Origin of the sequence: Novosphingobium sp. PP1Y, assembly GCF_000253255.1 — a bacterium.
In the GTDB taxonomy this organism is placed as follows: domain Bacteria; phylum Pseudomonadota; class Alphaproteobacteria; order Sphingomonadales; family Sphingomonadaceae; genus Novosphingobium.
Genome location: NC_015580.1, coordinates 210,029 through 230,672 on the forward strand (window position 1 = coordinate 210,029; position 20,644 = coordinate 230,672).

Annotated in this window: 20 protein-coding genes and 1 tRNA gene; 15 read left to right on the forward strand and 6 right to left on the reverse strand. The window is 65.6% G+C overall.

The genetic code is table 11. The features are described from left to right. Nucleotides 1-21: 21 nt before the first annotated feature. The 4 genes from PP1Y_RS07125 (at nucleotide 22) to PP1Y_RS07135 (ending at nucleotide 2,239) form a co-directional block, all read left to right on the forward strand. A complete protein-coding gene (locus PP1Y_RS07125; RefSeq protein WP_148274914.1) occupies nucleotides 22-246 on the forward strand; it encodes a hypothetical protein in 225 nt (74 codons plus the stop codon). Between the two features lie 149 nt (nucleotides 247-395). Beyond that, nucleotides 396-1,379 carry an agmatine deiminase family protein gene (locus PP1Y_RS07130; RefSeq protein WP_041558656.1) on the forward strand — a complete coding sequence of 328 codons (984 nt, stop codon included), beginning with the start codon at nucleotides 396-398 and terminating at the stop codon, nucleotides 1,377-1,379. 116 nt (nucleotides 1,380-1,495) lie between these two features. After that, nucleotides 1,496-1,624, forward strand: coding sequence for a hypothetical protein (locus tag PP1Y_RS26475; RefSeq protein WP_255327356.1), 129 nt, complete (start codon nucleotides 1,496-1,498; stop codon nucleotides 1,622-1,624). Nucleotides 1,625-1,744: 120 nt separating this feature from the next. After that, a complete protein-coding gene (locus PP1Y_RS07135; protein WP_013831631.1) occupies nucleotides 1,745-2,239 on the forward strand; it encodes an Hsp20/alpha crystallin family protein in 495 nt (164 codons plus the stop codon). Between the two features lie 13 nt (nucleotides 2,240-2,252). On the opposite strand, the gene PP1Y_RS07140 is transcribed toward PP1Y_RS07135, so the two are convergent. Together PP1Y_RS07140 and thrS are read right to left on the reverse strand one after the other, a co-directional pair. Then, the gene (locus PP1Y_RS07140) at nucleotides 2,253-2,924 is read right to left on the reverse strand and encodes a spermidine synthase (protein WP_007012788.1); all 672 of its coding nucleotides are present in this window, start codon (nucleotides 2,922-2,924) and stop codon (nucleotides 2,253-2,255) included. Continuing rightward, complete coding sequence (thrS, locus tag PP1Y_RS07145; protein WP_013831632.1) at nucleotides 2,921-4,921, reverse strand: threonine--tRNA ligase; 2,001 nt, start codon at nucleotides 4,919-4,921, stop codon at nucleotides 2,921-2,923. Before thrS ends, PP1Y_RS07140 begins: the two co-directional genes overlap by 4 nt. Before the next feature lie 311 nt (nucleotides 4,922-5,232). Here thrS and PP1Y_RS07150 point away from each other — a divergent pair, with 311 nt between their 5' ends. From PP1Y_RS07150 to ddmA, 4 genes are all read left to right on the forward strand, one after another. Next, entirely contained in the window at nucleotides 5,233-5,979 is a 747-nt protein-coding gene (locus tag PP1Y_RS07150; protein WP_013831633.1) for a carboxylesterase, read from the forward strand. Nucleotides 5,980-5,995: 16 nt separating this feature from the next. Further along, complete coding sequence (locus PP1Y_RS07155; protein WP_013831634.1) at nucleotides 5,996-6,871, forward strand: tetratricopeptide repeat protein; 876 nt, start codon at nucleotides 5,996-5,998, stop codon at nucleotides 6,869-6,871. Further along, nucleotides 6,868-7,860, forward strand: a complete 993-nt coding sequence (locus tag PP1Y_RS07160) for an LLM class flavin-dependent oxidoreductase (protein WP_013831635.1) — start codon at nucleotides 6,868-6,870, stop codon at nucleotides 7,858-7,860. Before PP1Y_RS07155 ends, PP1Y_RS07160 begins: the two co-directional genes overlap by 4 nt. 134 nt (nucleotides 7,861-7,994) lie before the next feature. Next, nucleotides 7,995-9,221, forward strand: a complete 1,227-nt coding sequence (gene ddmA / locus PP1Y_RS07165; RefSeq protein ID WP_013831636.1) for a dicamba O-demethylase ferredoxin reductase subunit DdmA — start codon at nucleotides 7,995-7,997, stop codon at nucleotides 9,219-9,221. A 48-nt stretch (nucleotides 9,222-9,269) separates the two neighbouring features. Here the strand turns inward: ddmA and queG are convergent, their stop codons facing one another. Continuing rightward, complete coding sequence (queG, locus tag PP1Y_RS07170; RefSeq protein WP_013831637.1) at nucleotides 9,270-10,355, reverse strand: tRNA epoxyqueuosine(34) reductase QueG; 1,086 nt, start codon at nucleotides 10,353-10,355, stop codon at nucleotides 9,270-9,272. A gap of 75 nt (nucleotides 10,356-10,430) precedes the next feature. On the opposite strand from queG, the gene PP1Y_RS07175 reads away from it, so the two are divergent. The 3 genes from PP1Y_RS07175 to msrB all read left to right on the forward strand — a co-directional run bounded on the left by PP1Y_RS07175 (nucleotide 10,431) and on the right by msrB (nucleotide 13,294). Next, a complete protein-coding gene (locus PP1Y_RS07175) occupies nucleotides 10,431-11,441 on the forward strand; it encodes an ABC transporter ATP-binding protein (protein WP_013831638.1) in 1,011 nt (336 codons plus the stop codon). After that, a complete protein-coding gene (locus tag PP1Y_RS07180) occupies nucleotides 11,438-12,694 on the forward strand; it encodes an ABC transporter permease (RefSeq protein WP_013831639.1) in 1,257 nt (418 codons plus the stop codon). Before PP1Y_RS07175 ends, PP1Y_RS07180 begins: the two co-directional genes overlap by 4 nt. Nucleotides 12,695-12,802: 108 nt before the next feature. Further along, a complete protein-coding gene (msrB, locus tag PP1Y_RS07185) occupies nucleotides 12,803-13,294 on the forward strand; it encodes a peptide-methionine (R)-S-oxide reductase MsrB (RefSeq protein WP_013831640.1) in 492 nt (163 codons plus the stop codon). 21 nt (nucleotides 13,295-13,315) lie between these two features. Here msrB and PP1Y_RS07190 read toward each other — a convergent pair whose 3' ends face one another. Then, the gene (locus tag PP1Y_RS07190) at nucleotides 13,316-13,945 is read right to left on the reverse strand and encodes a PilZ domain-containing protein (protein WP_013831641.1); all 630 of its coding nucleotides are present in this window, start codon (nucleotides 13,943-13,945) and stop codon (nucleotides 13,316-13,318) included. Nucleotides 13,946-14,095: 150 nt separating this feature from the next. Continuing rightward, nucleotides 14,096-14,180: transfer RNA gene (locus tag PP1Y_RS07195), tRNA-Leu, on the reverse strand. 224 nt (nucleotides 14,181-14,404) lie between these two features. On the opposite strand from PP1Y_RS07195, the gene PP1Y_RS07200 reads away from it, so the two are divergent. After that, the gene (locus PP1Y_RS07200; RefSeq protein ID WP_013831642.1) at nucleotides 14,405-15,466 is read left to right on the forward strand and encodes a hypothetical protein; all 1,062 of its coding nucleotides are present in this window, start codon (nucleotides 14,405-14,407) and stop codon (nucleotides 15,464-15,466) included. Nucleotides 15,467-15,557: 91 nt separating this feature from the next. On the opposite strand, the gene PP1Y_RS07205 is transcribed toward PP1Y_RS07200, so the two are convergent. Then, a complete protein-coding gene (locus PP1Y_RS07205) occupies nucleotides 15,558-15,839 on the reverse strand; it encodes an integration host factor subunit beta (RefSeq protein ID WP_013831643.1) in 282 nt (93 codons plus the stop codon). A 258-nt stretch (nucleotides 15,840-16,097) separates the two neighbouring features. Here PP1Y_RS07205 and PP1Y_RS07210 point away from each other — a divergent pair, with 258 nt between their 5' ends. From PP1Y_RS07210 to PP1Y_RS07220, 3 genes are all read left to right on the forward strand, one after another. Then, the gene (locus tag PP1Y_RS07210; protein WP_007012802.1) at nucleotides 16,098-17,753 is read left to right on the forward strand and encodes a peptide MFS transporter; all 1,656 of its coding nucleotides are present in this window, start codon (nucleotides 16,098-16,100) and stop codon (nucleotides 17,751-17,753) included. Nucleotides 17,754-17,821: 68 nt separating this feature from the next. After that, the gene (locus tag PP1Y_RS07215) at nucleotides 17,822-19,207 is read left to right on the forward strand and encodes an amidohydrolase (RefSeq protein WP_013831644.1); all 1,386 of its coding nucleotides are present in this window, start codon (nucleotides 17,822-17,824) and stop codon (nucleotides 19,205-19,207) included. Continuing rightward, nucleotides 19,204-20,529, forward strand: a complete 1,326-nt coding sequence (locus PP1Y_RS07220; RefSeq protein ID WP_013831645.1) for an amidohydrolase family protein — start codon at nucleotides 19,204-19,206, stop codon at nucleotides 20,527-20,529. Before PP1Y_RS07215 ends, PP1Y_RS07220 begins: the two co-directional genes overlap by 4 nt. Nucleotides 20,530-20,644 lie beyond the last annotated feature (115 nt).

Sequence of the window (20,644 nt, forward strand, 5' to 3'; positions counted from 1 at the left end):
AAGCACCCAGAGGTCGCAATCTTGAAGCAGAGAGTCTTTATGCTCGCCGCGCTGGCGCTAAGCGCCTGCAGCACGCCCTATGCGGGGCCGGACATGCCCAAGGGCACCGCGCTGCCGCCCCCCGAAGAGACGGCCCCGGCAGCCAGTCCGGAGATTTCGGTAGATACGATGAAGGCAATGGTGAAGACCCTTGCCTCCGACGAATTCGAAGGCCGCGCATCCAGCGGCGAATATTTGGACAGCTGAAACTGTAACGGGATTGTCCAGGACATCGACCTCTACTACGCGCTTGGCCGCGACCTCGCCGATGGCGACTGGTGGCGCCACTTGGCGCGAGGGCGACGAGTTCCGCGCCATCCGTGACAAATCCTGTGCCCCCGAAGGAGGCTGCTGACTTGACGTTCCAATTGCCGCCGGAGTGGCATCCCCAGGACTGGATCTGGATCGGCTTTCCCCATGACCCGGTCGAGTGGCCGGGCTTCCTGGGCGCCGCGCAGGAGCAGATGGCCCGCTTCGCGAGTGCCGTGGCCGATTCCGGGCAGGAAGTACGCCTGATCGTGCGGGACGAGGCCAATGCAGCCCGCGCGGCGGCGCTGTGCTCTGCAAGCGTCAAGCTGGAGATGCGGCGCTACGGCGACGTCTGGCTGCGTGACACCGGTCCGCTGGTAGTCATGGACGAGGCGGGCGAGCGCAAGGCCATGCGCTTCGGCTTCAACGGCTGGGGCGGCAAGTACCTGATGGACGGCGATCAGGAAATCGGCGCGGAACTGGCGCGCGATGCTGGCCTGCCCGTCGAGACGGCGGACTGGATTCTCGAGGGCGGCGCGCTCGACGGGGACGGCACCGGCCTCGTCGCCACGACCGAGCAGTGCCTGCTCAATCCCAACCGCAATCCATCGCTGACCCGCAACGACCTCGAAACCCGGCTCCAGCGCGACCTCGGCTACGACCGCGTGCTGTGGCTGGGCGAAGGGCTGATCAACGATCACACCGACGGCCATGTCGACAACCTCGCGCGCTTCGTCGCGCCCGGGGTGCTCGCCCTGCCGCGCGCGACCGGCGCGGACGATCCCAATGCGCACATCTATGCCGATGCCAGGGCGCGCGCCGAGGCCATGGGCATAGCAGTGCGCGAAGTGCCCTCGCCGGGCCGGGTCGAAACCGACGGGCGGATCGAACCGGCCAGCTACATGAACTTTGCCATAACCTCGAAGCTGGTGGTGGTGCCGATCTACGGAACCGAGCACGACGACGACGGCATCGATGCGATCGCGCAGCTTTTCCCCGACCGCGATACCGTGGGCATCCTTGCCGATGCCGTGCTGGCAGGCGGCGGCTCGTTCCACTGCTCCAGCCAGCAGATGCCCTCGCGCCCCTGACTTGTGCAGTCCTGACATTGTCCCTTCGTCGCAGGCTGCGCGGCGCAGCGCTGCGACGAAGCGATTGATGTGGATTTTAACGAATTGGTAAGAGTCCGCGGCGCAATCTACGCGGCATGGCTCAAGTCATTGCTCTTGCCCGGACCATCCAGCGCCCGAACCGCGCCCCGGAAGTGCTGCGCACGGCAATCGTCGCCGGCTGCGCCCTCGCGCTGATCCTGGCCAAGGCGCCGCTTCCCTTCTGACGACCTGATTACCTGCCGGCATTGACGGCAGGTGGACTTCTTTTGCGCGTCGTTTGACCGCAATCAATGCAATCTGGCAGCCGTTGAGGGACTTGTTTCTCACCAGAAAGGAGAGAGGCAATGGCTGAATTTCGTTCCCTCATCCCATTCGGGCGCGGTGCGCTGGGCCGGAGTGGTTACGATCCGTTTTCGGGCTTCCGTCAGGAGATCGACCGATTGCTCGAGGACTTCGGGCAGGGCATTCCCTCGACGTTCGGCAATGGCAAGTCTGGCTTTCTCGTCCCCAAGGTCGATGTTGCGGAGACCGAGGCCGGGCTGGAACTGACTGCGGAGCTGCCGGGCTTCGATGAGAAGGACGTCTCGCTCGACATCGAGGACGGCGTCATGACCATCCGGGCCGAGCATAAGGACGAGCGCGAGGAAAAGGACGAGAAGAAGCACTATCATCTCGTCGAGCGCACGCAGGGCACCTTCCTGCGCCGGCTGGCCCTGCCGTTCGAGGCCGATGCCGACAAGGCGAGCGCGCATCTCGACAAGGGCCTGCTGAAGGTTTCGGTGCCGCGGCTGGCCACGGCCGAGAAGAAGCCGAAGTCGATCCCGGTCGGGAAGAAGTAGGCAGCCCGGCCGCTCAGGCGGCCTTGGCGAACCAGATCACGTGCTTGGCGCCCTTGCCGTTGCTGCGCGCGGCGACCTTGACTTCGTCGACGTCGAAGCGGGCCTTCTGCAGGCGGCGGGTAAAGGCGGGGTCGGCGCCGGCCGACCAGATCGCCAGGACGCCGCCGGGCGCGAGCGCGGCCTTGGCCGCACGCAGGCCCGACGAGGTGTAGATCACGTCGTTGTCGGCGCGCACGAGGCCGTCAGGGCCGTTGTCGACGTCGAGCAGGATCGCGTCGTATTCGCCTTCCGAACCGGCGATGATCGGCGCGACGTCGGCCTGCACAAGGTTCACGCGCGGGTCGTCGAGGCAGCCGGCGGCGAGTTCGGCCATCGGTCCGCGCGCCCACTCGATGATCTCGGGCACGAGTTCGACCACGGTCACCCGGCCATCGGCGGGCAGCAGCCTGAGCGCGGCGCGCAAGGTGAAGCCCATTCCGTATCCGCCGATCAGCAGGTGCGGCTGGCGGACGTGACCGATGCGCTCGATCGCCTGGACCGCCAGAGCTTCCTCAGAGCCCCACTTGCGCGTGCTCATCAGTTCGTTGTGGCCGAGCACGATCATGAAATCGCGGTCGTGCCGGTACAGTTCGAGCAGTTCGCCGCCCGGGACTTGCGCCGTGCCGATGAGTTCGCGCTGGATCAAGGGCGCAGGTCCGGTGCGGTCGCTTCGCCCTTGAGCATGGCGATGGCGTCCTCGAGGCTCATTACCTTCTGGTGCTCGGCACCCAGCGTACGCACGGCGACGGTCTGCTCGTCCGCCTCGCGCTTGCCCACGACCAGCAGGTGCGGGACCTTCTTGAGCGAGTGTTCGCGCACCTTGTAGTTGATCTTCTCGTTGCGCAGGTCGGTTTCGACGCGCACGCCCGCAGCCTTGAGCTTCGCGGTGACTTCCTTCGCATAGTCGTCGGCATCCGAAACGATCGTCGCGACGACGGCCTGCACCGGCGCGAGCCAGACCGGCAGCTTGCCGGCGAAGTGCTCGATGAGGATGCCGATGAAGCGCTCATAGGAGCCGAAGATCGCGCGGTGCAGCATGACCGGGCGGTGCTTTTCGCCGTCCTCGGCGATGTAGCTTGCATCGAGGCGTTCGGGCAGGACGCGGTCCGACTGGATCGTGCCGACCTGCCAGGTACGGCCGATCGCGTCGGTGAGGTGCCATTCCAGCTTGGGCGCGTAGAAGGCGCCTTCGCCGGGCAGCTCCTCCCAGCCGTATTCCTCGCTCGCAAGCCCTGCGCGCACGACCGCGTCGCGCAGCTCGGCCTCGGCCTTGTCCCACATCTCGTCGCTGCCGAAGCGCTTTTCGGGGCGCAGGGCGAGCTTGATCGAGTACGTGAAGCCGAAGTCCTTGTAGATCCGGTCCGCCAGTTCGCAGAAAGACTGCACTTCGGCGACGATCTGGTCTTCGCGGCAGAAGATATGCGCGTCGTCCTGGGTGAACTGGCGCACGCGCATCAGTCCGTGCAATGCTCCGTGCGGCTCGTTGCGGTGGCAGCAGCCGTTCTCGTAGATGCGCAGCGGCAGGTCGCGATACGACTTGATACCCTGGCGGAAGATCAGGACGTGCGCCGGGCAGTTCATCGGCTTCAACGCCATCCAGTCCGCATCGTCGGACACGAGCGGGCCCTCGTCCTCGACGTTGGGAACCTCGTCGGGGATGACGAACATGTTCTCGCGGTACTTGCCCCAGTGGCCGGACTGCTCCCACTGGCGGGCGTCCATCACCTGCGGGGTCTTGACCTCCTTGTAGCCGGCACCATCGATGGCGCGGCGCATGTAGGCTTCAAGCTCGCGCCAGATCACATAGCCCTTGGGGTGCCAGAACACCGAGCCGTGCGCTTCGGCCTGGAGGTGGAACAGGTCCATCTCGCCGCCGAGCTTGCGGTGGTCGCGCTTGGCCGCTTCCTCGAGCCGGGTAAGGTGGGCATTAAGCTGCTTCTTGTTGAGCCAGCCGGTGCCGTAGATGCGGGTCAGCTGCGCGTTCTTCTGGTCGCCGCGCCAGTAGGCCCCGGCTACGCGCATCAGCTTGAAGGCCTGCGGGTCGAGCTTGCCGGTCGAGGGAAGGTGCGGGCCGCGGCACATGTCGAGCCAGTCGTCGCCGGACCAGTAGACGGTCAGTTCCTCGCCCTCGGGCAGTTCGCCGGCCCATTGCGCCTTGAAGGTCTCGCCCTCGGCGGTCCACTTGTCGATCAGCTGCTGGCGGCTCCAGACTTCGCGGCGCAGCGGCTTGTCGGCCTTGATAATCTCGCGCATCTTTTCTTCGATGGCGGGAAGGTCGTCCATGCCGAAGGGCTCGCGCGAGGCCGGAGCCATCACGTCATAGTAGAAGCCGTCGTCGGTCGCGGGGCCGAAAGTGATCTGGGTGCCGGGCCAGAGCGCCTGCACCGCCTCGGCCAGCACGTGCGCATAGTCGTGGCGGGCGAGTTCGAGCGCCTCTTCCTCGTCGCGGCCGGTGACCAGCGCCAGCGTCGCATCGCCGGTGAAGGGACGGGTCAGGTCGACCAGCTCACCGTCGATCCTTGCGGCAATCGCGGCCTTGGCGAGGCCGGGGCCGATGGCGGCGGCAACGTCGCCGGGGGTCGACCCGAGCGGCATCTCGCGCACGGAACCATCGGGAAGGCTGATCTTGAACATCTCGGACATCGATCTCGTCTTTCGCTCCTGAGCCGCAGCGCCATGGCACATGGCTGCGCGCGGCGGAAGGTCCGGCGTCAGGTAAATTCGTTTCGGATCCGGGAAGTGACGCCTGCCGCCCGGACCCCCGGGCGACGGTGGCTCGCGTCTTCAGGCCGCGACCAACCGTGCCCGGGCCAGCCGGGTAGTCGTTGTGGTCGTTGTGGGAGTGAGCCGCGTCATCGCCGCGGCATCTAGCAGGTCAGCCCCGGGGAGTCACCCACCTGAAGCTCCAAGGTTACGCCTTGCCCTCGAGCGCCATGGACCCCACCTTCCGGGGCATGACCGAAACCTGCTTCCACGAGATGCCCGACGGGCGGCGGATCGCCTATCGCCTTACCCTGGGTGAAGGGCCGATGATGGTCTTCCTGCCCGGTTACATGTCCGACATGGCCGGCAGCAAGGCGGCTGCAGTGTTCGACTGGGCGCATCGTCACGGCCGCGCCTGCCTGCTGCTCGACTATTCCGGTTGCGGCGAAAGCCCGGGCGACTTTGCGGACGGCACCCTGCTGCGCTGGAAGGACGAGGTGGTTGCGCTGATCGAGGCGCTGTGCCCGGGGCAGGTGGTGCTGATCGGTTCCTCGATGGGCGGCTGGCTCATGCTGCTGGTTGCGCTGGCCCTGCCCGAGGGACGCTGCGCCGGGCTGGTCGGCATCGCCGCCGCGCCCGACTTCACCGACTGGGGCAAGACCGAGGCGGAGAAGGCGCGGCTCGCAGCGGGCGAAGTCGTCCTGGAGGACAATCCATATGGGCCCGAGCCGACGCCGACCCATCCCGGCTTCTGGGAGAACGGACAGGCCAATCTCCTGCTCGGCCATGAGATCGCGATAGATGCCCCGGTGCGTCTGCTGCAGGGCCAGCAGGACCCCGACGTGCCTTGGGAGACTGCGCTGAAACTGGCCAAGGCACTGCGTTCAGCCGATGTGCAGGTCCAGCTGATCAAGGACGGCGATCACCGCCTTTCGCGCGAGAGCGACATCGCGTTGCTCCTGCGCACGCTCGACGAAATCGTCAGCGGGGCGGCCTGACCGGAGACCTGTCCCGATGTTCCTGCCCGTTTCACTGATCCTCGCCCCTTTCATGCTGGCGCAAGTCGGTCCCACCACCGGCTACGGCGCCTCGCCTGCCTCGCAGCTTCCGCTCGAGATCATCGAGAAGAAGCAGGACGAAGCGCGCAAGCGTGCCGTGCAGGCAATGCCCCAGCCGAGTGCCCCGCGCGGGGCAGGCTGCATGGCCGCAGCCGAGGCGAGCCCCGAGCGCACGGTGCAGGTCGCGCGCGATGCCCTCAACCAGGCGGTCGGGCGCGAGAAGGTGCGCGCAGGCCTGTGCCTCGGCGTCGCGCTCAGCGATCTCGACCGGTGGGGCGAGGCGCAGCAGGCCTTCGTCAATGCCCGCGACGCCACCGAGCCGGACGATCACCAGACCCGCGCCCGGCTTGGCGCCATGGCCGGCAATGCCGCGCTGGCGCAGGGCGACGCGGCGCAGGCGCTCATGCTGCTGGGCCCCGCGGCGGGTGAGGCGAAGCTGGCCGAGGACAATTCGCTCACCGCTTCGATCGCGCTCGACCGCGCCCGCGCCCTCGTTGCCGTCAACCGGCCCGACGAGGCGGCCGACGCCCTGACCCAGGCGCGCGCGGCCGAGCCCGACAATGCGCAGGCCTGGCTGCTTTCGGCCACGCTTTCGCGGCGGCAGAACAAGCTGATCGAGGCGCAGACCCAGATCGAGCAGGCCGCCGGGCTGGCCCCGCGCGATGCCGAAATCGGGCTCGAGGCCGGCGTGATCGCCGCGCTTTCGGGCAACGACGGCGCCGCGCGGCGCAGCTTCAACTCCGTCCTTGCGCTGGCCCCCGGCAGCGACCTGGCCGCCAAGGCACAAGGCTATCTCGACCAGCTCGGCCTCGAAGGAGCCAAGACCCCATGATTCCCCTTTCCGTCCTCGATCTCGTCACCGTCCGCGAAGGCAGCACCGTTGGCCAGTCGCTGGCGATCAGCGCCGACTATGCCCGGGCCGCCGAAGCGGCGGGATACAAGCGTTTCTGGGTGGCCGAGCATCACGGGATGGACGGGATCGCCGGAGGCGCGACTTCGGTGGTGCTGGCCCACATCGGGCAGGCGACCTCGAAGATCCGGATCGGTGCGGGCGGGATCATGCTGCCCAATCACACGCCTTTCGTGATCGCCGAACAGTTCGGTACGCTCGCCGCGCTGTTCCCGGGCCGTGTCGACCTCGGTCTCGGCCGCGCACCGGGCGCGGACGGGCGCCTCGGCAATGCCCTGCGCAAGAACATCATGGCTGCAGCCGAGCAGTTCCCGCAGGACGTGGTCGAACTGCGAGCGCGCTTTGCCGGACAGGCGGTGGGCGGCGTCCCTGCGCCGCAGGCGGACGGGGCCGATGTCGAGATGTGGATCCTGGGATCGAGCCTGTTCGGTGCCCAGCTCGCCGCCATGCTCGGCCTGCCCTATGCCTTTGCATCGCACTTTGCGCCTGCGCAGCTAGACGATGCCGCGCGGGTCTATCGCGAGCGGTTCCAGCCATCCGAAGTGCTCGACAAGCCGCATTTCATGGCGGCGATCAACGTGATCGCGGCCGACAGCGACGAGGAGGCCGCCTATCTCGCCTCGTCGACGGAGCAGAGCTTCGTCGCCTTGCGCACCGGCAATCCCGGGCGCCTCAAGCCGCCTGTGCGAGATTACCGCGCCAACCTGCCGGGATCGGCGCTGGCCATGCTCGAACAGGTCCGCTCAGTCAGTGCGATTGGCGCGCCGCAGAAAGTGCGCGAAGGCATCGAAGCCTTCATTGCGCGCACCGGGGCGGACGAACTGATCGTGTCGGGCGCCACCTTCGATCCGCAGGCGCAATACCGCTCGCTGGCCTTGACCATGGAAGCGCTGGAACGGGTGCCGGGCTGATCCGGGGCGGGCAGGCCGCCATCCCCACGCGAGAAAGGATCTTTCGCCGAAGGGGGGAAATCGGCAAGGATCTAGGCATTGACCCCGGCTGCGAAATTGCGCAAGCGGACGGCGAGTCAGGGAACAGGAACACCATGAGCAAGGCAGACGTCGTAATCGTGGGAGCCGGGCATGGCGGTGCACAGTGCGCGATCGCCCTTCGCCAGAACGGCTTCGAAGGCACCATCACCGTCATCGGCCGTGAGCCGGAATATCCCTATGAGCGCCCGCCGCTCTCGAAGGAATATTTCGCGCGGGAGAAGACCTTCGATCGTCTCTACATCCGTCCGCCGACGTTCTGGGCCGAGAAGAACATCGCGTTCAAGCTGGGCACCGAAGTCACCAAGGTCGATCCCAAGGCGCACGAACTGACGCTCTCCAACGGCGAGAGCTATGGCTACGGCAAGCTCGTCTGGGCCACCGGCGGGGATGCCCGTCGCCTCTCGTGCCAGGGCGCGGACCTTACCGGCATCCACGCCGTGCGCACCCGCGAGGACTGCGACACGCTGATGGCCGAAGTCGATGCCGGCACGAAGAACATCGTCGTCATCGGCGGCGGCTACATCGGCCTGGAAGCCGCGGCCGTGCTGTCCAAGATGGGCCTCAAGGTCACGCTGCTCGAAGCGCTTCCGCGCGTGCTGGCACGCGTTGCGGGTGAAGACCTGTCCACCTTCTATCAGAAGGAACACGCCGAACACGGCGTCGACCTGCGCACCGAAGTCATGGTCGACAGCCTCGTCGGCGAGAACGGCAAGGTGACCGGCGTGCAGCTTGCCGGCGGCGAAGTGATTCCGGCCGAAGGCGTCATCGTCGGCATCGGCATCGTGCCTGCCGTCGGTCCGCTGATCGCGGCCGGCGCTGCCGGCGCCAATGGCGTCGACGTGGACGAGTATTGCCGCACCTCGCTGCCCGACGTCTATGCGATCGGCGACTGCGCGGCTTTCGCCTGCGATTATGCGGGCGGCAACGTGATGCGCGTGGAATCGGTGCAGAACGCCAACGACATGGGCACTTGCGTGGCCAAGGCGATCTGCGGCGACGAGAAGCCCTACAAGGCGTTCCCGTGGTTCTGGTCGAACCAGTACGACCTCAAGCTGCAGACGGCCGGCATCAATGTCGGCTTCGACAAGACCGTGATCCGCGGCAATCCGGAGGAGCGCAGCTTCTCGGTCATCTATCTCAAGGATGGCCGCGTCCTCGCCCTCGACTGCGTGAACATGGTCAAGGACTACGTGCAGGGCCGCAAGCTGGTCGAAGCCGGGGCCACCCCCGATCTCGAAGCGCTGGCCGATGCGGCCAAGCCGCTGAAGGAACTGCTCTAAGGACAGCCGCCTGCCTGTCCCCGCGATGGCGGGGCAGGGGTCGGCTATTCAAGGAACGCTCTGAAGTTTGCTCGCGGCCCATTGCGCCGCGTCGGCGACGGCAGGGTCCGGATCGTCCAGCAAGGGCCCGACCTGTTCCAGCAGGTCGGGCCTTTTGCTGTTTCCGGCCGCATAGAGGCAATTGCGGATGAAGCGGTTGCGGCCGATGCGCTTGATCGGGGAGCCTGAAAAGAGCTTGCGAAAGCCCGCATCGTCGAGCGTGAGCAGGTCGGCCAGCGGCGGCGCGGCCAGTTCCCCGCGCGGCAGGAAAGTGCGGTGGACATGCGCGACTTGCGCGAACTTGTTCCATGGGCACACGGCCAGGCAATCGTCGCAGCCGTAGATCCGATTGCCCAGTGCCTCGCGGAACTCGAGCGGGATTTCGCCCTTGTGCTCGATCGTGAGGTAGCTGATGCAGCGCCGCGCATCGAGGCGGTAGGGCGCGGGAAAGGCCTGTGTCGGGCAGGCGTCCTGGCAGGCGCTGCATGACCCGCAGCGATCCCGACCGGGCGTTGACGCTGCAAGGTCCAGCGTCGTGTAGATCTCGCCAAGGAACAGCCAGGAGCCGTGCTCGCGGCTGACCATGTTGGTGTGCTTGCCCTGCCAGCCCAGTCCGGCGGCGGCGCCCAGCGGCTTTTCCATGACCGGTGCGGTATCGGTGAAGACTTTCACGCCGACCGAGCCGTCCGCGCCGCCAAGCCCCCGCTTCTCACCCTCGAGGACGATCCAGCGCGCGAGGTGCTTGAGCGCCTTCTTCACCGTATCGTGGTAATCGGCCCCTTGCGCATAGACCGATATGCGCGCAATTTCAGGACGATCCGCATGAGCCAGCGGGTCGGCGGCGGGAGCATAGCTCATACCCAAGGCAATCACGCTGCGCGCTTCCGGCCAAAGCCCTTGTGGCGAACGCCGATGGTGGGCGCGTTCCTTCATCCACGCCATCGAACCGTGCATGCCATCGTCCAGCCACGTCTCAAGCCGCTGCGCGCGCACCGGGTCTTCGCTTGCCGAAGCGATGCCGAAAGCGCAGAACCCGAGCGAACGGGCCTGCGCCTGCAGGTCCTCGATGAATGTGTCCGGCGCGACATCGACCAATGCGGAGTTAACCAAGCTTGCGGATGTTCCCGTTTATGGCTCTCCCTCGTCGGCGGTTACCGCAGGAGAGCGTCCATGAATGTCGCACTAGGAGATTGGCGAGTGGCGGGCAATGACCAGGCTGCCTGTGCCGATGGGCCTGACTTCGGGCCGCTCGCCATCGAGGCGCGGGGACTGGTCAAGCGTTTCGACGGGGTAACGGCGGTCGACGGCGTCGATCTCACCGTGCCGCGCGGCGCGGTCTACGGCATTCTCGGCCCCAACGGCGCAGGCAAGACGACGACCCTGCGCATGCTGCTGGGCATCATCGACCCCGACCGGGGCTATCGCCGCATCCTGGGTGCGGATCGACCGCATGACGTTGCCCATGCCATCGGCTACCTGCCCGAAGAACGCGGTCTCTACCCCGCGATGAAGGCGGTGGATGCGATCGCCTTCGTCGGCGCCCTGCGCGGCTTGCCGCTGAAGGAAGGCCGCCGGCGCGGGCGCGAACTGCTCGAACAGCATGGTCTGGGCTATGCCGCCGACCGGCAGATCCGGCAGCTTTCCAAGGGCATGGCGCAGCAGGTGCAGATCCTCGGGACGCTCGTCCACAAGCCGCGCCTGGTGATCTTCGATGAACCGTTCTCGGGGCTCGATGCGCTCAATCAGGGCAAGCTCGAACGCATGATGCACGGCCTTGCGCAGGACGGGACGACGGTCATCTTCTCCACCCATGTCATCGCCCATGCCGAGCGGCTGTGCGACGAAGTGGCAATCATCGCCGGGGGCAAGGTGCCTTTTGCCGGACCGGTTGACGTCGCGCGCGACCGGATTCCCGCGCAGGTCCGGCTGGAGACCCGTGCGCAGGACGGTCCGTGGCGCGCCGCGCTGCCTGCCGATGCGCGCCATGAAGGCAGCTTCTGGTTCTTCTCGCTGCCCGATACCGGGATAGAGCCGCTGCTGCGCGCTCTGATCGAAGGCGAAGCCGGCATCCTCTCGCTCTCGATCGAGCGGGCGGGGCTTCACGACGCCTTCGTCGCGATTGCCGGCGAGGCTGCGGCCCGGGCGCTGGAACAGGAAAAGCCCGAGGAATTGCGCCGATGACCCGTCCCCGCGGCAGACTGTCGATCACCCGCGCTGCATGGGTCGTTGCCCGGCGTGACTTCGTGGCGATCCTGATGAGCCGGACCTTCTTCTTCTTTCTGCTCGGCCCGCTGTTCCCGCTCATCGTCGGTGGACTGGCCGGCAGCGTCGGCCAGCGTGTGCAGCAGACGGCGGACAATCCTCATGTCGCCATTGTCATGCAGGGCGACGATGCAGAGGCGATGCGGGCGGCAAGGGACCGACTGGCGACCAATATCGGCAATCTCCTGCCCGATTTCGTGATCCTGCGACGACTGGAGCCGGGAGAACGGTTCGATCCGCGCACCATCGTCGACGGTGGCAGGGCCAATATCGCGGCGGTGCTCTCGGGCACGCCGCAGGCGCCGGTCCTCACCGGCCCGGAAGACCAGATCGAACGCTGGCGGGGACAGGTGGCGCTCATCGCCTCCGAAGCGCTTGCGCCGCGCGAACGGGCCTTGCCCGAAGTGCGGCTGGACCGGACTGTGACCAGCAACGCCAATGAACGCAAGGGCCAGCTCAGGACTGCCCAGTCCGCGCAGATGCTGCTGTTCCTGCTCACGATGATGCTGGCGGGCATGGTCCTGTCCAACCTCGTCGAGGAAAAGGGCAACAAGATCATCGAGGTGCTGGCCGCGGCGATTCCGATGGAATCGGTCTTCTTCGGCAAGCTCTTCGCCATGCTCGGGGTGTCCTTCGTCGGCATCTCCGTCTGGGGTGCAGTCGGGGCGGCGCTTTATGTGGCGGCCGGAACGGCCGTCCCGCAGTTGCCGGATCCGGCGGTAGGCTGGCCGATGCTCATGGCTTTGGGCATCGTCTATTTCGCCATGGCCTACCTGCTTCTCGGCTCGGTCTTCCTGGCGATCGGCTCGATGGCAACGACCGTGCGCGAGGTCCAGACCCTGTCGATGCCGGTCACGATGCTGCAGCTTCTCGTCTTCTTCTTCGCCAGCTTCGCGATGACCCAGCCGGGCTCCTTCATGGAAGTGGCAGCGGTGTTCTTTCCGTTCAGCTCGCCTTTCGCGATGCTGGCGCGCGCCGCGCAGGACCCGGCGCTGTCCCCGCACCTGTTCGCGGTGATCTGGCAGATGATCTGGGTAGGCCTGCTGGTGCGTTTCGGCTCGGCACTGTTCAGGCGCCGGGTGATGAAATCCGGGCCGGGGCGCTCGGACCGGCGCGGCGGCTTCAGGGGGCTCCTGCGCCGCGCTTCGGCGAACGCGTCGGAAGCGGTCTGAGGACCCTTCATTAAGGCTGCGTATTGAATTCGCGAGGTATGTCCCGATCTCGAGGCCGTCTGCGCCGACCCGCAGCTGCCCTGCCGTGCCTGCAACAGGAGAAACCGGATGCCGCTCGCTACTTCTCGCCGCCGACTGCTTGCCTGGCTGGGAATGGGCGCGGCCCTGCCGGTGCTGACCGCTTGCGGCAGCGGCGATGCCGAAGCGAAGGCCTATCCGGTCAGTTACAGCGAGGCGGAATGGCGCAAGCGCCTGACGCGCGAACAGTTCCACATCCTGCGCGAGGCGGGCACCGAGCGGCCCTATTCCTCACCGCTCAACGATGAACATCGCAAGGGCACGTTCGTCTGCGCGGCGGACGGCAACCCCTTGTTCTCTTCGGCCACGAAATTCGACAGCGGTACCGGCTGGCCCAGCTTCTGGAAGCCATTGGCCGGCGCCGTCGGCACCTCGACCGACTACAAGCTCGGCTATCCGCGCACCGAAGTGCATTGCGCCAAGTGCGGTGGGCACCTCGGTCATGTCTTCGACGACGGACCCAAGCCCACCGGCAAGCGCTTTTGCATGAACGGCGCGGCGATGAAGTTCCGCCCCGCCTGATTCCCTGTCAGGCCGATCCGCTCAGGCCGCCGCAGGTCCCTGAAGCTGCATGCGATAGACGCGCTGGGCCAGTTCTTCCATGCTCATGAGCTGGCGGAAGACCAGGCCATAGGCGGGATGTTTGCGCCAGCACACGGTGGCTTCGAACTCGGGAAGGTGGTCTCCGCTGATCCGGATCGTCTGGCCGATCGCCAGATGCTGCGGGGTTTCGATGCGCGCGCCTTGGCGCGACAGGTCGCATAACGTTGCCGGGGCAGTCGTCCCGGCGAAGGCGAGGGTCACATCGTGGTTGACCCTGATCCGGACCGGACGCTTGGGGAAGGGGCCTGCTTCAGCGATGAAACGCATGATGTCGACCGAATCGAGGAAGCGGACGCCGGCTTCGCCGTCCCTTTCCCAGACTTTCTCGATACCGAAGCGTTCGCCTGTCGCGATTTCGAGCGCCAGCGGCTCGTCGCTGATGACCGGATGGAAGATCTTCAGTTTCGCGCCGCTTTCGGAAACGTCCCTGACGATGCAGAGAAATTCCCCGCTGGGGCCGACGAGCTTGGCGCTGCGCAGCATGAGCGCAAAGCGCGGCTGAACGCGCTTTTCGTTGTAGTCGTCGATTTGACCTGCCTCGGGCTCGGACAGAATTCCCGGGTATTTCATTGCGAGCGTACCCCCCATGGTACTCGCGCTCTGGCGACACCTGTTGCTACGATCTGCATTGCCGAAGTCAATTGCAGTCCGGTTGTATCGCCTTCGCATGGTTTCAATCCGGTAAATGCCGGTATGAGCGCAGTTACGTAGGCGATCTTGTGGTGCGGACGGCGGGACTCGAACCCGCACTGGGATACCCAAGCGGATTTTAAGTCCGCAGCGTCTACCATTCCGCCACGTCCGCACGTCGCAGGATCATGGGTCCTAGCTGGCTGCGCTGCGCTGCGCAATCCGCCTGCAGCAGTTGCCCGGGATTTGTCGGCGCAGCCGCAAAGCGCGGTCTCGCGAGCTTTCGGTGACGTAAGGTTAATTGCAACATAACGCCTAAACTTAAAGAAATATCAACGTGCTATGTTCACCTCTCGGTAGGCCCCCCGCCCTCTCGTCGTAACGAAAGGATGGAATTGCATGACTGGACTGATCACGCGCCGTGGACTGATCGGAACCGCCGCCGCCGGTATCGTTCTGAGGCCTTCCCTGCTGCAGGCACAGACCTCGGGCCTCACCATCATTGACGGCCGCACGTTCCGGGGCACGCGTTCGCCCGGCGGTTCGGGCACTGATGGCGGCACGGCGATAAAGGCGGAAAGCAACACGCTGATTCGCAACTGCTACTTTCTCGACCTTGGCAATGGCGCGATTCGCCTGTTCCACACGACGACGCAGAACGTCACGGTGGAGGATTGCCAGGTCGCCAACATGTACCGCTTCATCGAGAACTGGTCGTGGAACCATCCCGATGTGCCTGCCCCGGTCAGCGACTTTACCGTCCGGCGGGTGAATGCCGCCCGGCTGGCCCGCAACTTCATGCGAATCCGCTACGGTTCGACGCGCGGGCTGATCGAGGACGTCGTCGCGCGTGGCAATGGCGAATGCGCGAACTACTGCGTCGGCTTCGCGCTCGACGATGAAGCGCACGACATCGTCTATCGCCGCGTCGAGGCGCACGATTTCTGCGAAACCCAGCGCCCTTCGGACAAGTACTGGAATGGCGACGGATTCTCGGACGAGCGCGGAAACAGCAAGATCCGCTATTATTCCTGCGTGGCGACCGGGTCGAGCGATGGCGGCTTCGATACCAAGTCGCAGGAGGTCTACATGGAAGGCTGCTTCGCCAGCGGGAACAAGCTCAACTACCGGCTCTGGAACAGCGGCACGCTCAAGAACTGCCGCAGCGAGAATCCGGTGAAGCGCGGCGGCACCGGCTGGATCGGGCACTTCTCGTTCGTGGGAGGAAGCGGCCCGAACTACGTGCTCGACAGTCCGGTGGTTCGTGCAGGAGCGACCAACAAGGCGCCTGTCCTCTACTTCCAGTCGAGCGTGCCGGCGACTGTGACCATCTACAATGCCGATATCGATGCGCCGGGCGCGGCATTGATCCAGGTGGACAAGGGGCGTCCTGCGCCCACCATCAAGTGGGTTCCCGAACGCAGCCAGCAGAAAATCCGCGTCGCGCGCGATTATGCGTGAGCGCGGGATTCGGCAAGGGAACAAGGGGTTAGCTTCGACGGGCTCGGCCTGCGGGGGATGACAGGTCCGTCGAAGTGCGCCCGTGCGCGCCTTAGCTGACGTTCAGCTTGGCGCGCATTTCCTTGCCGGGCTTGAAATACGGCACCTTCTTCTCGGGAACTTCCACGGTTTCGCCGGTGCGCGGGTTGCGGCCCTTGCGGCTGTCGCGGTGGCGAGTGGAAAATGCGCCGAAGCCGCGCAGTTCGACGCGGCCGCCATCGGCAAGGCGCTGCGCGATCTCGTCGAAGAAGGTATCGAGCGCGCGCTCGACGTCTTCGGTTCGCAATTCCGGATTGTCCTTGGCCAGGGCCTGCAGCAGTTCCGACCTGATCATTTCAACGTCCCCCCAAAAAAATCTTCATGGCTTGGGCGAATCACAAAATTTCGTGAACTTTGCCGATTGCGAAAAGAGAAAATGCCATTCCACGGCTTTATGCGCAATGGCTTAGCAGTAATCCCTTAGAATGCACCCTAAAGCACAGGGCGGCGCGGGCCCTGTCGCGGGTGCCCCCCATTTACACCCTCGTTTTGTCCGCTACCTTGCCCCGCTTCATACCTTCTCTGCCGTCAAGGAAAGGCCACAAGAGGTCGCATGAAGGACATAACAAACTGGAACGAGGGTGACTGGATTGCGGCAATCGCTGCTCTGGCCCTGTTCGCTACGCTCGCCATCGGCGGCCTCATCGCCACGCGCAAGAGCGAGGAATTCGTCGGCCACCCCCGTGGCCTGTTCGTGCTGTTCTATGCCGAGATGTGGGAGCGCTTCTCCTACTACGGCATGCGCGCGCTGCTGATCCTCTATCTGACGAAGTTCTGGCTGTTCAACGACGGCGACGCCTCGCTGATCTACGGGGGCTATACCAGCCTCGTCTATATTACCCCGGTTCTGGGCGGTTACCTCGCCGACCGCTGGCTTGGCCAGCGCAAGGCGGTGCTGTTCGGCGGCGTCGTCCTGGCGCTCGGCCACCTGTTCATGGCCTGGGAAGGCATGCAGGGCGTTGCCGATCCGGCCGTCAAACAGGCGGACCCGGCGATCAACGTGTTCTGGCTGGCGCTGTCGCTGATCATCGTCGGCTCGGGCTTCCTCAAGGCCAATATCTCGGTGATCGTTGGCCAGCTCTACAAGATGACCGATGCGAGGCGGGATTCGGCCTACACGATCTTCTACATGGGCGTGAACGTTGGCGCCGCGCTCGGCACGATCCTCGTCGGCTACCTGGGCGAGACGATCGGCTGGTCCTGGGGCTTCGGCCTTGCCGGCATTGGCATGGTGCTGGGCCTGATCATCTTCGTTGTCGGCAAACCGGCGCTGCTGGGGCAGGGCGAGCCGCCCAGGCCGCTGCAGAAGAACAACGAGTTCAAGCTCTACGGTACCGGCATTGCCGCAGTCGCGGTGATCTGGTTTCTGATCCAGTACGTCGACGTGATCCAGAACCTGCTGATCATCACCGGCGTCGCGATGCTTGCATATACGCTCTACGAAGCCTTCAAGCTGCCCAAGGAACCGCGTGAGCGGATCTTCGCGATCCTTTTCCTGATCGCGCTGAACCCCGTGTTCTGGGGCCTGTTCGAGCAGGCGGGCGGATCGCTCAGCCTCTACACCGACAAGTATGTCGATCGTGGCGGCGTCCCGACCAGCCTGTTCCAGTCGATCAATCCGATCTACATCGTGCTCTTCGCGCCGCTCTTCGCCGGTCTCTGGCAGATCCTCGCCAAGCGCGGGCTGGAGCCTTCGGCCCCGGCCAAGTTCGGCCTTGCGCTGATCCAGGTCGGCCTTGGCTTCCTCGTCTTCGTCTGGGGCGCGGGCACCGGCGATCCGGCGGTGATGACCTCGGTCGTCTTCGTCTTCCTCATCTACCTGCTGCACACCACCGGCGAGCTGTGCCTCTCGCCCGTCGGCCTCTCGGCCATGACGCGGCTGGCACCGGCGCACCTGGGCAGCTTCATCATGGGCGCATGGTTCTACATGACCGCGGTAGGCAACTTCGTGGCCGGACGGATCGGCGAGGCGACCGGCGGCGAAAGCGGCGAGATGTCGAAGGACCTCACGCTGGCGATCTACAGCAAGATCGGCTGGGTTACGATCGGCATTGCCATCGTCGTCCTCCTCCTTTCTCCGATCGTGAAGCGCTGGATGCATCTCGATACGCTGGAAGACCGCGATCATGGCGATGGTCTGGTCGGGCAAGGCGAAGTCGGGCTCGAGGCACAGGAAGCCGGGATGCACCCGGAAAACCGGCCGACCTGAACGACAGGAATGCGACGGCCCGGGTGGAAACGCCCGGGCCGCTTTTTTGGGTGAACAGGGGTTTTGTCATGAAAGTACCGCCCGCATTGCGGCCATGGACCGGTGTGCTTGCGCTGGGCCTCGCCCTCGCGCTGCCCAGCGGCGACGCGCTGGCCAGGAAGAAGGACAAGGATAAGGAAGCGGCAGCCGAGACGCCCTATCCTTCGACCTACAAACCCTACCCCGGCAGGCCCACGGCACTGGTCGGCGCGACGGTCTATGACGGGCGCGGCGGCCGCATCGACAACGGCACGCTGCTGTTCGAGAACGGCAAGCTCGTCGCCGTGGGCGGGTCCGATCTCGCGGTGCCGGATGGCTACACGCGCATCGATGCCGCGGGCAAGTTCGTCACTCCCGGCGTGATCGACGCGCATTCGCACCTGGGCGACTATCCTTCGCCCTCCGTCGATGCCCTGGCCGACGGCAACGAGGCGACCAGCCCGACCACGCCCGAAGTCTGGGCCGAGCACTCGGTATGGCCGCAGGACCCCGGTTTCACCCGCGCCCTCACCAATGGCGGGGTTACCTCGCTGATGGTCCTGCCCGGCTCGGCCAATCTCATGGGCGGGCGTTCGGTCACGCTCAAGAACGTGCCGAGCCTGACGGTGCAGGGAATGAAGTTCCCCGGCGCGCCCTATTCGCTGAAAATGGCCTGCGGCGAGAATCCGAAGCGCGTCTATGGATCGAAGGGCCAGAAACCCTCGACCCGCATGGGCAATTTCGCGGTCGACCGGCAGACCTGGCTCGATGCCAAGAAATACGCCAAGGACGAGGAGCGCGACCGCGACCTTGCCAACGAGACTCTGGTCGGCGTGCTCGACGGCGATATCCTCGTGCAGAACCACTGCTACCGTGCCGACGAGATGGCGCTGGTGATCGATATGGCCAAGGAGATGGGCTACAAGGTCGCCGCGTTCCATCACGCTGTAGAGGCCTACAAGATCGGCGACCTGCTCAAGCAGAACGACATCTGCGCCGCCGTCTGGGCCGACTGGTACGGCTTCAAGATGGAAGCCTACGACGCCATCCCGGAGAATGCAGCCCTGCTGCAGAAGCAAGGCGTATGCGTGATCATCCACTCCGACAGTGCAAACGGCATCCAGCGCCTCAACCAGGAAGCGGCCAAGGCGCAGGCGGACGGCCGGCGCATCGGTATCGACATTCCCGATGCCGAGGTGGTGAGCTGGTTCACCTACAACCCGGCCAAGGCGATGGGCGTTGCCGACCGGACCGGCAGCCTCGAAACCGGCAAGATGGCCGACGTTGTGCTGTGGAACGGCAATCCGCTCTCGGTCTACACCCGGCCTGAGAAAGTCTGGATCGACGGCGCGCTGATGTACGATGCACTCGATCCCAAGCGGCGCCCGGTGAGCGACTTCGAATTGGGTCAGCCCGGTGAAGGAGATGTGAAATGAAGCGCCTCTCCACGGTCGCCGCTGCTCTTGCCGGTGTCGCCGCGCTGGGCCTGCCTTCGCTCGCGTCTGCGCAGGATTTTGCCATCACCAATGCCACTCTTGCCATCGGCGACGGCAGTGCGCCCATCGAGGGCGGCACTGTCGTCGTTCGCGGCGGCAAGGTCATTGCCGCAGGGGCGGGCGTCACCGTGCCGGCGGGCGTCGAGGCGATCGACGGCAGTGGCAAATGGGTTACGCCAGGTATCTTCGCGACTTACACCGACCTTGGCCTGTTCGATGTTCAGGAAGTGAGCGAGAGCGATGACCGCGGATCCGATCAGGCGCCCTTCAACGCCGCGCTCGACGTGGCCCCGGCGATCAATCCGGCGAACGAGCACATCGCGGTCAGCCGCGAAGGCGGGGTGACGCGGGCCAGCGTGACGCCGTTCAACGGCAATTCGATCTTCGCCGGCCAAGGCGCACTGATCGATCTTGGTGCCGATCCCGAGGCAGTGACGAAGGCGCGGGCCTTCCAGGTCGTCGCTCTGGGCGAGGGCGGGGCGAAGCTCGCCGGTGGCAGCCGCGTCGCGGCCCATGTCGCCTTGCGCAATGCCCTGCGCGAGGCGAGGGATGTGGCGGCCATGGCACAGGGCGCGGACCGCCAGTCCGACGCGATGTTGACGCGCGCCGATGCCGCCGCCTTGGGGCCGGTCATCGCCGGGACCCAGCCGCTCTACGTTGAAGTGGAACGCGCTGCCGACATCCGTTCGGTGCTGTCCTTGAAGCGCGAGTTTCCCAAGCTCGATCTCGTGCTGGTCGGCGCGAGCGAGGGCTGGCTCGTCGCCAACGAGATCGCGGCGGCAGGCGTGCCGGTGATTGCCACGGCGCTGAACGACCTGCCGGCCCAGTTCGACCGCATCGCCGCCACTCAGTCCAACGTCGGCCGGATGAAGCGGGCGGGCGTAAAGGTTGCCATCGGCATGCTCGCGAACGACAACCAGCCTCGGTACGCGCCCCAGGAGGCGGGCAATCTTGTCGCTCTGAACAAGATCCCCGGCGCGTCAGGCCTGAGCTGGGGAGAGGCACTGGCCGCGATCACTTCGATCCCGGCTGAGATCAGCGGCATGGACGGCCGCAACGGCCACATGCGCGCCGGCGTGCTTGCGCCCGGCGCGGTTGGCGACGTGGTGGTCTGGGACGGCGATCCGCTGGAACTGTCCTCGGCCCCGCTGGAAGTGTGGATCGACGGCGTAAAGCAGCCGCTGGACAACCACCAGAGCCGCCTGAAGGAACGCTACAAGGACCTCGACAGGACGTACCTGCCCAAGGCCTACGACTGGTAAAGCGGTTCGGCATGGCGGGCGACCTGTGGCCGCTCGCAATGATGAATGGTTCTGGGGGTCGCCTCATCCGCTCATGCCGAGCCTGTCGAAGCACGGGCGCACGGTGCCCTCCCTT